6 protein-coding genes are annotated in these 11,154 nt (G+C 66.8%); 3 read left to right on the top strand and 3 right to left on the bottom strand.

The window, feature by feature from the left end:
• From ACL02U_RS18160 to ACL02U_RS18150, 3 genes are all read left to right on the top strand, one after another.
• Nucleotides 1–320 (top strand): LamG-like jellyroll fold domain-containing protein (locus ACL02U_RS18160; RefSeq protein ID WP_412791891.1); only part of this gene is annotated, 320 nt, incomplete at its 5' end.
• Between the two features lie 100 nt (nt 321–420).
• Nucleotides 421–7,374 (top strand): polymorphic toxin-type HINT domain-containing protein, encoded by a 6,954-nt coding sequence (locus ACL02U_RS18155; RefSeq protein ID WP_412791890.1) that lies wholly within the window; start codon nt 421–423, stop codon nt 7,372–7,374.
• Nucleotides 7,375–7,376: 2 nt separating this feature from the next.
• A complete protein-coding gene (locus tag ACL02U_RS18150; protein WP_412791889.1) occupies nt 7,377–7,748 on the top strand; it encodes a DUF6188 family protein in 372 nt (123 codons plus the stop codon).
• A gap of 126 nt (nt 7,749–7,874) precedes the next feature.
• Here the strand turns inward: ACL02U_RS18150 and ACL02U_RS18145 are convergent, their stop codons facing one another.
• The 3 genes from ACL02U_RS18145 to ACL02U_RS18135 are packed head-to-tail and all read right to left on the bottom strand — an operon-like array spanning nt 7,875 to nt 11,106.
• Entirely contained in the window at nt 7,875–9,182 is a 1,308-nt protein-coding gene (locus ACL02U_RS18145) for a tyrosine-type recombinase/integrase (protein ID WP_412791888.1), read from the bottom strand.
• Nucleotides 9,182–9,373 carry a helix-turn-helix domain-containing protein gene (locus tag ACL02U_RS18140; RefSeq protein WP_412791887.1) on the bottom strand — a complete coding sequence of 64 codons (192 nt, stop codon included), beginning with the start codon at nt 9,371–9,373 and terminating at the stop codon, nt 9,182–9,184. The genes ACL02U_RS18145 and ACL02U_RS18140 overlap by 1 nt, the downstream gene beginning before the upstream one ends.
• The gene (locus ACL02U_RS18135) at nt 9,370–11,106 is read right to left on the bottom strand and encodes a replication initiator (protein ID WP_412791886.1); all 1,737 of its coding nucleotides are present in this window, start codon (nt 11,104–11,106) and stop codon (nt 9,370–9,372) included. The genes ACL02U_RS18140 and ACL02U_RS18135 overlap by 4 nt, the downstream gene beginning before the upstream one ends.
• Nucleotides 11,107–11,154: the final 48 nt, after the last annotated feature.

Raw genomic sequence — 11,154 nt, 5'->3', positions numbered from 1 at the left:
ATTGGCAGTTCGGCCGGCTGAACGCGGACGGCTCCTTCACCTCGGTGGCGTCCGACGAGATCGCCGCCACCGACAGCATGGTCCGGTTGACCGGGATCTACGACGCCCAGAGCGGGACGATCACGCTCTATGTGGGGGGCTTCTCGGACGGTGGCCTTGAGGGGTTCGAGGCCCAGGCGGGAACGGGTGACTTCGCGGTCGGTAAGGGCTTCACGAGCAGTGCGTGGGGCCACTATCTGCCCGGCCGTATCGCCGACGTGAGGATCTGGTCCGGCGCAATGGCGGGCTGGCAGCAAGTCAGCGAGACAGTGGGCGAGTGACGCGGTGCGGACGGGTGGGCAGCGGCGAAGGCACTGCCCACCCCAGCGTACGAGCAGATGATTGAGTTTCTCCGATTCGGACTGGGTGGGGCAGTAGTAGATGAGTGTTGGCATAGGCACCTCAAGAAGAGGTCGTAGGGGCAGGCGGCGGAGCGGTAGGCTGCTGGCGCAATCGCTCGCGCTAGCCCTGGTGGTGCCGATCGGCTGGGCCCAGGTAGCCGCTGCGGAAGGCCAGGGCAAGGGGCTGGGGCGCCCTGATGTGCCCGGCACCAAGTCGACCAAGGTCGAGGCGTTCGATGGGCCGGGAGCGAAAAAGGCTCGGCAGAAGGTAGCCAAGGACGAGAAGGCCAACGCCGCCCAGGCCAGGAAGGCCGAGTCGGAGCGCGGGAGTGTCTGGCCCAAGCAGGGGGAGGCGACTCTCGAGATCACAGACGGCAAAGCCGCCAAGTCGGCCAAGAGGGCTCCGGGCGGCCTGCCGGTGACCGTTAGTCGACCGTCGGGGACGGCGGTCGCGCCTGACGGGGACGTGCGTGTCACGGTCCTGGACCAGAAGACGGCACAGAAGGCGGGTATCACGGGTGTCCTGCTGACTGCCGAGGCGGCCGATGTGGGCACCGCGAAGGTCAGCATCGACTATGGCAAGTTCGCCTCAGCCATGGGTGGCGGCTGGTCACAGCGGCTCCAGCTGGTCAAACTGCCCGCCTGCGTGCTGACCACGCCGCAGAAGCCGGAGTGCCGCACACAGACCCCGCTCACCTCGGACAACAACGCCGCCCACCACACCATTGCTGCAGACGTACAGCTGTCGGATGCTCCTGGCGGTGTCTCGTCGCAGTTGCTCCGAAGCGCGGACAGTTCAGCGTCCGGTGCCACGGTGTTGGCGCTCACCGCGGCATCTTCGGGATCCGGCCAGTCCCCCAGTGGAGCGGGGGACTTCTCGGCGACCAAGCTGTCTGAGTCCTCGTCGTGGGCGGCCGGCGGCAACTCGGGTTCCTTCACCTGGTCCTACGGGTTCACGATGCCGCCCGCCGCCGCGGGCCCGTCGCCGTCGTTGTCGCTGTCCTACGACTCGGGCAGTGTGGACGGCCGCACGGCCACGACGAACAACCAGGGCACCTCGGTCGGTGAGGGCTTCGGGCTGACCGAGTCCTACATGGAGCGCACCTACGGCTCCTGCGACGACGACGGCCACACGGACGTCTTCGACCAGTGCTGGAAGTACGACAACGCCACACTCGTCCTGAACGGCAGGTCCACGCAGCTCGTCAAGGACGACTCGACCGGTGTGTGGCATCTGGCGAATGACGACGCCTCCACGGTCACCCGCTCGACGGGCGCGGACAACGGGGACGACAACGGCGAGTTCTGGACCGTCATCACCGGCGACGGCACGAAGTACGTCTTCGGCCTGAACAAGCTGGCCGGTGCCGGGAGCGAGCGCACCAACTCGGTGTGGACGGTGCCCGTCTTCGGTGACGACTCCGGCGAACCCGGCTACGCGAACGGCTCCACCTTCGCGGACCGCGCGCTCACCCAGGCATGGCGGTGGAACCTCGACTACGTCGAGGATCTCCACGGCAACGCGGCCACCTACTGGTACACGAAGGAAACGAACTACTACAAGAAGAACAAGGCGACCACGGCGAACGCCTCCTACACGCGCGGCGGCTACCTGAACCGTGTGGAGTACGGGCTGCGCAAGGGCGCCCTGTTCACCGACAAGCCGGATGCGAAGGTCACCTTCGGCTACGCGGAGCGCTGCACGGCCTCGGACTGCTCCAGCCTGACCAAGGACACCGCGGACAACTGGCCCGACGTCCCGTTCGATGCGATCTGCAGCAGCGGTGACACCGACTGCAACGCCTCCGGCCCGTCCTTCTTCACTCGCAAGCGCCTGACCGGCGTCAACACCTACTCCTACAACGCCGGAGCCGACGCTTACGACCCGGTCGACTCCTGGACGCTGACCCAGGAGTACCTGGACGGCGGCGACATCGGCGACAGTTCCGACCAGGTGCTGACGCTGAAGTCGATCAAGCGCACCGGCAAGGCCGGCGACACCAGCATCGCGGTCAACCCGATCAGCTTCACCTACCAGATGCGGCCCAACCGGGTCGACGCCACCGACGACATCCTTCCCCTGACCCGCCCCCGCATCTCCACCATCACCTCCGAGACCGGCGCGATCACCACGGTGACCCTCTCGCCCGCGGAGTGCGTGCGCAGTGAGCTGACCGGTGCGGCACCGGACTCCAACACCCGTTCCTGCTACCCGCAGTACTGGCACATCAACGGCGCCGACGAAGCCTCGATCGACTGGTTCCAGAAGTACCGCGTCCTGGCCGTGATCGTCTCCGACCCGGCTGGCAACAACGAGGCCGTCGAGCACTCCTACTCGTACAGCGGCGCCGCCTGGCACTACAACGACAACCCCTTCACCAAGAAGGCCGAGCGGACCTGGTCCGACTGGCGCGGCTATCAGAAGGTCACCGCCTACACGGGCGACACCAGCACCACCCGCTCCAAGACCGTCTCGCTCTACATGCAGGGCATGCACGGTGACAAGAACGCCGACGGCACCACCAAGACCGTCACCGTCGCCCCCCTGCTCGACACGGACGTCGACTTCGGCCCCGCCTACGACAGCGACCGCTACAAGGGCCTACCCCGCCAGCAGGTCACGTACAACGGCAGCCAGCCCATCAGCAGCGTCTTCAAGAGCTACACCTATCGCCAGACCGCAAGCCAGGCCGTCCCAGACGCCGCCACCCAGCTCGCCCAGTGGGTCCGCAACACCACGACCTACACCAGCACCTACCTGACCGCCTCCTCGTCCTGGCGCACCCACGCCACTCAGGCCCACTACGACGCCCTGGGCATGGTCACCAGCTTCGACGACTACGGCCAGAGCGGAGTGGGCGGCGACGAAACCTGCACCCGCACCTGGTACGCCCGCAACCCCTCCCTCGGCATCACCAGCTTCGTCTCACGCTCCCGGACTGTCGACCGGCAGTGTTCGACCCTCGACACGTCGCTGAACCTGCCCGCCACCACAGCAACTCGCGGCAACGTCCTGTCCGACGCGGCCACTGTCTACGACGACCCCGACGCCAGCGGCTGGTCGGCCGTCCAGCAGCCCACCAAGGGCGAACCCACTTGGACCGGCCGCGCCACCGGCTACGCCCTCACCGCCGACTCCAGCGGCGACCGGCTCCCCACCGGTTGGCAGACGACGGCCACCAGCACCTTCGACACTCTGGGCCGTCCCCTGACCGTCACCGACACTGCGGGCCACACCACCTCGACGGCTTACACACCTGCGGACGCGGGGCCGCTCAGAAGCACGATCACCACCGACGTCAAGGGCTACCGGTCCTACAGCTACCTGGATCCCCGACGCGGCCTGTCGCACCTCAAGTTCGACATCAACCTCAAACTGACCGAGCAGAGGTACGACGCGCTGGGACGCCTGACCCAGGTGTGGCTGCCGAACCGCTCGTCGGGTGGCCAGTCGCCGAGTCTGAAGTTCACGTACCACATGGACAAAAGCAAGCCCTCATGGGTGTCCACCTCGACGCTGAACTGGGACGGCGACGCGTACAGGACTAGTTACGCCATCTACGACGCGCTGCTGCGTCCTTTGCAGACCCAGTCGCCGACACCGCAGGGCGGGCGGCTGCTGACGGACACGCGCTACGACACGCGCGGTCTGGCCTACGAGACGCACGCGGACATCTTCGACAGCACCAGCACCCCGAACGGCACCTACTACCGTGTCGCCTCAGGAGCGGCGCCGCTACAGACGGAGATCGTGTACGACGGTGCGGGGCGGCCTGTGACCAGCACCCTCTACACCGGTGGCGTGAAGAAGTGGTCGCAGTCGACGACGTACACCGGTGACTCCACGGCCACCACTGCCGTCGAGGGCGGCTCCGCACAGCGGGCCATCACCGACATCCGCGGCCGCACCACCGAGACCCGCGCATACGAGAGCACGAGCCCGGCCGATGACGACTACGGAACCAGCCCGGGCGCGGCCTACACCTCGACGAAGTTCGCCTACGCCTTGGACGGCCGGCAGACCTCCATCTCTGGCCCGGACGACGCGACGTGGACCTACTCCTACGACTTGTTCGGTCGTCAGGTGAGCTCCGACGATCCCGACAAGGGCACCACAAGCACCGCATACAACGCCCTCGATCAGGTCATCAAGAGCACGGACGCGCGTGGCAAGTCGATCCTTTCGGCCTACGACGAACTGGGTCGGCTCACCGGAACTTGGTCCGGGTCCAAGACAGACGCCAACCAACTGACCGCCTACACGTACGACACCGTGCTCAAGGGCCGGCCCACCACTTCCACCCGCTACGTGGGCGGCAAGACCGGCGCGGCCTATAAGCAGACGATCACCGGCTACGACAGCATGGGTCGAGCCGTCAAGACGCAGCTCGAGCTGCCTGCTTCCGATCCGTTCGTGCAGGCGGGAGAGCCGTCCACGCTGCCCTTCGAGACCCATTACAACGTCGACGGCACTCAGCAGTTCGACAAGGAACCCGCGATGGGCGGGCTTCCGTCCGAAATCACCGGGCTCACCTACGACGACCTGGGCGACGTGACATCTGTAGGCGGCGCTACCGGCTACCTCCGGGACGCGTCCTACTCGGCCCTCTCCCAGCTCGAACAGTTCACTCTCGGCACCGGCGGCACAGGTTCCAAGGATGTCTATGTCACCAACACCTTCGAGGAAGGCACCGGTCGACTGACCCGCAGCCATGTCACGGACCAGACCCACCCGTACATGCTGCAGGACCTCAACTACACCTACGACCAAGCCGGTAACGTCACCGAGATCAGCGACCCGACCACCCTGGGCGGGAGCAGCAGCGCGGACACCCAGTGCTTCGCCTACGACGGCCACCAGCGCCTGACCGGTGCCTGGACCCCCGCCAGCCACGACTGCACCGACGCCCCCGACGCGACCGGCTTGGCCGGGCCGGCCCCCTACTGGAACAGCTACACCTACAACACCGCCGGGCAGCGCACCACTGAGACGGAACACAAGAGCAGTGGCGACGCCACAACCACCTACTGCTACGGCAGCAGCACCCAGCCACACACGCTGACCGGCACGAGCACCACAGCTGACTGCGCCACCCCGAGCCGCACCTACGCCTACGACGCCACCGGCAACACCACCCAGCGTCCCGGGTCCACCGCGACCCAGAACCTGACCTGGTCCCCCGAGGGCAAGCTGACCAAGCTCGACGAGGACGGTCGCAGCACGGACTACCTCTACGGCGCCGGTGGCAGCCTGCTCATCCGTTCCCTGGAGGACGGTGAGCGGATCCTGTACGCCGGCTCCACCGAGTTGCACCTCCGCAGCAACGGCACCACCTGGGCTCAGCGCTACTACTCGGGTGGTGGCACCGCGGTCGCCATGCGCTCCAATGAGTCCGGCACGGAGAAGCTCACCTACCTCACCGCCGATCACCACGGCACCTCCAATCTCGCCCTCAACCCCGACACCGGTCAGACCTTCACCAAGCGGTACACCACGCCCTTCGGCAAGGACCGCGGACAGCCTCTCTACGGCCCCTGGCCCGATGACAAGGGCTTCCTCGGCAAGACACGTGACACCAACACCGGCCTGACTCACGTCGGCGCCCGTGAATACGATCCGGGCATCGGTCAGTTCATCAGCGTCGACCCCGTCCTGAACGCTTCCGCACCCCAGTCGCTCAACGGCTACAGCTACGCAGACAACAATCCGGCCACGAGCAGCGACCCCACTGGACTCTGTGCAGGAATCGACTGTCCCACTCGCCCTGGACCGAACTTCCAAAACACCACGCCAGGTCACGTACCCGGTCCGCCCAAGTTGGCCGGCAACGTCATCTATGCCGGGCAGGGAACCTCAGGAAGCGACGACAGCAGTGACAGCGGTGGAGCTTGGAACTGGATCAAGGGTGTAGGCAGCACTATCGTCGACCAGGCGAAGTCGCTCGTTAAGGCCCCTTATCGAGAGTACGTCGCCGACAAGAAGTGCGTCGTCGACGGCGAAAACTGCATGGGAATGCTCAAGAATCTGCTTCTCAGCGCGGAACCTGGTGCTGGTCTGGCGCCGGCCACAATATCCCGTATCCAAGAGATCTATGGCGATTACGCGAACGGCAGAAGCGACGAAGGCACAGGAAAGATAATCTTCGACGTTGCCATCGTCGCGATAACGCACCGCTTGGTTGCACCTGTAGCCGCCGAGGCAGGGGCAGCTGAGGCCGAGGCTGCCGAATCTGAGGCGAGTGCGGGATCCAGGCTCTGCAGCTGCAAATGCAGCTTCACTCCTTCCACTGCAGTCCTGATGGCCAATGGTCGGGCCAAGCCCATCGGTGAAATCAAGGTCGGAGACAAGGTCGAGTCCGCAAACCCCGGCAACGGTAGGCATCAGGGTCCCCACAAGGTCACTGCCACCCTTGTCAACCACGACTATGACCTAGTCGACCTCCGCATCCGTCGCCCGGACGGCAGTATGGACACCCTTCACACCACTGCCAAGCACCCCTTCTGGGACGAGACGCTCCACGCTTGGGTTGCGGCAGGGGGACTCCGTGTAGGCCACGCCCTCAGTACTGCCGACGACCACCAGGTCCAGGTCGACAAGGTCACCCCGCGATCCGGCGACCGCGACATGTACAACCTCACCGTCGATGACCTCCACACGTACTATGTGCTGGCGGGGGAGACGCCGGTCCTCGTTCACAATTCGACACCATGCACTCCCGCCATCGGTCCTCAGCGTCCCACTGGAGTGGGTGACGACTGGGTGGCGCGGGCAGCTGATAACGGAAAGGGAAGTGTGTGGCAGAAGCCTGGGTCTACCGGAAATGCTGACATGCTTCGCGTGATGAATCCGACCGGAAGGTACCCGAATGGCTATGTGCGTTTCACCAACAAGCATGGCCAGCCGATCGGGCTCGACGGAAAGCCTGGCTCGAAAGCGGATACACATATCCCGATGAATCCTGACGGCACTTATCCGCTTCCGGTGGGGTGGTAGGAATGAACCTGGACCTTCGGGGTCAAGCAGTTACCCGTGTCTGCTTCGACGCGGCTCTCACAGTCCTGACCAGTGGGGATTGTGAACTGCGCGTCGAGACCGAGGCGGTTCTTCAAGTCTCGGCCGGGGACCACGTGCCTTTCGATCCAGAATCCCCGGACGTTGCTGCTCCCCATCTCGTCCGACTGGCCCGTGACGTGATTACTGAGGCTGAGGTGGGAAGAGCCGGGAATCTCGTGATCGAATTCGAAAGCGGCACGAAACTGACTGTCCGGCCGGACGAGGAGTATGAGGCTTGGGGGTTTGTCGGGCCTAAGGGAAAGCGAGTGACCTGCATGCCCGGAGGGGAGATCGCGGTGTGGAGTGGTGAGTGATGTCCGGCCGTAACCGGAAAACCTGATCTTCGCATCGCACCTGCATGCAGGAGCAAATTTGTGGCCCCGTCGGGAGCGTTGCGACGGGGCCACAGAGGTGTCTGACGGCAGTAGTTGACGGCAACGTCAGCGGACGGGTGCTGCGCAAGGCGGTGGTTCGTCTCCGTCGTCGGGCTGGTCGGCGGTCTCAGCGGGGTTACGGAGGGCTTGGCCGAGGAGGTCGATGGCGTCTCGCTGGAGGCGGAGCCGGACGTGGGCGTAGACGGTGGCGGTGACGCCGATGTGGGCGTGGCCGAGGAGTTCCTTGATCACGACGAGTTCGACGCCCTGCTCCAGGAGCAGGGTCGCGGTCGAGTGCCTGAGGTCGTGGAAGCGGATGCGACGGAGTCCGGCCTTGCGGAGGAGCGTGGCGAAGGTGCGGGTGAGGTTGGTCGGGTCGATCGCTCCGCCCTGCGCAGTGGTGAACACCTGCCCGCTGTGTTGCCATGCGGTGCCCTCGGCCTCGCGTTCGCGCTGCTGCTGCTCGTAGTGGAACTTCAGCGAGTGGACGCAGCGGGTGGGGAGGGCGATGCGGCGCTCGGAGGCCCGGGTCTTGGTGGGCAGCGTGGTGAGCCCACCTGCGGTGGTGCGCTGGAGGGTGCGGAGGATGGCGGCGGTGCCCGCATCGAGGTCGAGGTCTTCCCATCGCAGGCCGAGGAGTTCGCCCTTGCGGAGTCCGGTGTGGAGAGCGAGTTCGAACAGCGCGTGCAGCCGGTGACCTTGGGCGGTGGTGAGGAGCTGGCGGGCTTCGTCTGCGGTGAGGGGGTTGAAGCGGCGGGGGCGAGGGGTTCCGGTGCGGACGTTGCGGGCGACGTTGCGCGGGATCTCCTCCTCCCGCACTGCGTGTTCCAAGGCGGACTTGAGTACGGAGTGGATGTAGGTGAGCGTCAGCGGAGAGAGCAGCTTGAAGCAGCACTGGCCGGCGGCGCAGCAGCGGGGTTCGTCGCGGGCCGCGTCGAGGTGACGCGTGCAGCACTGACAGGTGGTGCGGAGCTGGTTGAGCCAGGTGCGGACGTCTTTGGCGGTGAGCTTGGTGAGCTTTTTCCTGCCCAGGCCCGGTATGAGGTACTGCTCGGCGACGGCGGTGTAGCGGGTGTGGGTGGTCTCGCGGAGGTGGTGGACGGCGACGTTCTCCAGCCAGTACGTCAGGTAGGCCGTGAGGCTGCCCTGGGCGGTGACGGCGGGGACGCCGCGGTTGCTGGCGGCGATCTTCTCGGTCAGTTTGGCCAGTGCCTCCGTGCGCGTGCTGCCGTAGACGCGGATGCGTTTGCGGGTGTTGCCGGGGGCGAGGACGTATCCGGCGGCTTCCCAGCGGCGGTCTTTTCGCTGGTAGACGGTTCCGTCGCCGTTGGCGCGGGTGCGGCGGGAGGCGGGGGTGTCTCGGGGTGTGGTCATCAGGCGGCGGCTTCCTGGTCGAGGCGGGTGCGGATGAAGTCGGTGAGAGCGTGGGCGGGGATCCGGCGGGCTCGGCCGAGGGTGAGGGAGGTGAGCTGACGAGAGCGGATGAGGTCGTAGACGGCGGTGCGGCCGAGTTGGAGGCGTTCCATGACCTGGGGGACGGTCAGGAGTTCCGTGCTGGCGGTCACGCGACGGCCCCAGTCCGGACAGCACCGGTCTGGCGATCAGTGGAGTGACCGACCGGGTGACCGGCGCGGTCACCGAAGCGTTCCGAGCGGCGGGTTCGGGTCGGTTGCTCGGGTCGGCTCTGCCGTTTCGCGGCCAGGAGGTCGGCGAGATGTTCGAGTTCGGGCAGGAGGCCGGTTCCGGTGTACTGCCAGTGGGAGATGACCAGGGTCGTGTCGGAGTCCATGTGCTGACCGGCGATGTTGCGGCGACCGGGACGGTGACCGGCGGCCAGATCGGTGGAGTGTCCGGCGCGGTCACCGACCGGACTGCCGTCCGTCTGGCCAGACTGCGTCTCGGCCGACACCGGGGCGGGGGTCTGGGTGTTGGGTTGGCCGGTTCGCCAGGTGGTGCGTTGGGCTCGGAGGTGGGCGAGGGTGGTGGAGTAGTGGCGGGTGCGGGTGGAGAAGTGGCCGCGGAAGCCGAGCATGTGGGCCCATTGACGCAGGCGGAGGTGGGTGTGCCGGCGGTTGGTGGCGAGGTGCCAGGCGGTGTGGATCATGCGGCGGGCGTGGTCGGTGATGTCGTGGGCGGCGAGTTCGGCGAGGAGTCGGAGTCGGCGGTCGAGGGTGCCGGTGGTGGTCTCGGCGCCTTTGGTGGCGTACTTGGCGATGTAGGCGGCGACGTGCCGGTCGGTGACGGGGCCGTCGCCGGTGAAGTCGGTGCCGCGGATCGCGCGGACGTCGATCTGCCGCCCGAACCGGAACACCAACCGCCCTTCCTGGTCTGACCCTTGGGGCTGGGACGAGTGGGTGTCCTTGGCGGGCTGTGGTTGCTTCGGTGGTTCGCCTTCGTGGTGGACGCGGGTGCGTGTGGCGGCGGCGCGTACGGCGTGGTCGAGGAGCTGGGTGGTGGCCCAGACGGGTGGGGTGCTGGTGGGGCCGGTGGGTCCGTCGAGGCGGATGACTGCGTGGAAGTGGACCTGGCCCCGTTTCTGGTACTCGGCGACCTTCGCGTAGGAGAGCGTGGCGTAGTGCCGTAGGTCCCGCTGAGTGAGCCCCGCCGCCTTGGCGATCTCGCGTCGCAGGTGGGTGGTGAAGCGGGCCCACAGGGCCGGGGCGTGCGCGTTCCACAGCACCGCGCCGGTGTAGTCGTAGCGGTCGGGGTCGAGCGGGGTGCCGAGGAGTGGGTCGTCGTCGGGGTGAATATGGCCGCAGTGGCAGCGGCTGGTGTCGGGCTGGTTGTGGACGGGCCCGAAGCCGGGCGCGGTGAGGGTGGCGAAGACACGGGGGTGGGCGGCGACGCTGGTGGGGACGGTCTTGCCGCCGCGCAGTCCGGCGGCGATGAGTTGGTAGGTGTCGTAGCGGTAGACGGTGGAGCAGGCGGGGCAGCGGGTGGCGCGGCGGTTGCCGCAGCGGACCAGCAGTTCGCCCGCCGGGAGCCGGTCGGAGTCGAGGTGGTCGAGGATCTCGCCGGTGGCGCTGTCGAGGTGGGTGCGGTGCCCGGTGAGGCGTATCGGGTGCACACAGCCGCCGAGCGTGCTGATCTGTCGTGCGAGGGGTGCGAGTTGGCCGGTGGCGGCGAGCTTCGCCAGCCTGGCGGTGAGCCTGGCGCGGCGCTCCAGCGCCGACCGCTGACCGGCGGACGCGTCGGTGGTGTTGTGGGTCGGGGTGGTGGTGCCGGCTGGCGCGGTGAACGCCCAGGTGACCGGGATGAAAGTGGCAGCGGGGGATGGGAGTTGGAGCTGTGCGGACATGCGGGAGAGACCTTCGGCGGGAGAAGGAAGAGAGAGGGGACGACGAAG

The organism is Streptomyces sp. MS06, assembly GCF_047200655.1.
Classification (GTDB): domain Bacteria; phylum Actinomycetota; class Actinomycetes; order Streptomycetales; family Streptomycetaceae; genus Streptomyces.
The sequence above is the reverse complement of the archived record's forward strand: the minus strand, read 5'-3'. Positions and strand labels throughout refer to the sequence as shown.

Excerpts from the sequence above, each read along its gene's own strand:
- ACL02U_RS18155 (WP_412791890.1), top strand. The coding sequence starts at position 421 with ATGAGTGTTGGCATAGGCACCTCAAGAAGAGGTCGTAGGGGCAGGCGG.
- ACL02U_RS18150 (WP_412791889.1), top strand. The coding sequence starts at position 7,377 with ATGAACCTGGACCTTCGGGGTCAAGCAGTTACCCGTGTCTGCTTCGAC.
- ACL02U_RS18145 (WP_412791888.1), bottom strand. The coding sequence starts at position 9,182 with ATGACCACACCCCGAGACACCCCCGCCTCCCGCCGCACCCGCGCCAAC.
- ACL02U_RS18135 (WP_412791886.1), bottom strand. The coding sequence starts at position 11,106 with ATGTCCGCACAGCTCCAACTCCCATCCCCCGCTGCCACTTTCATCCCG.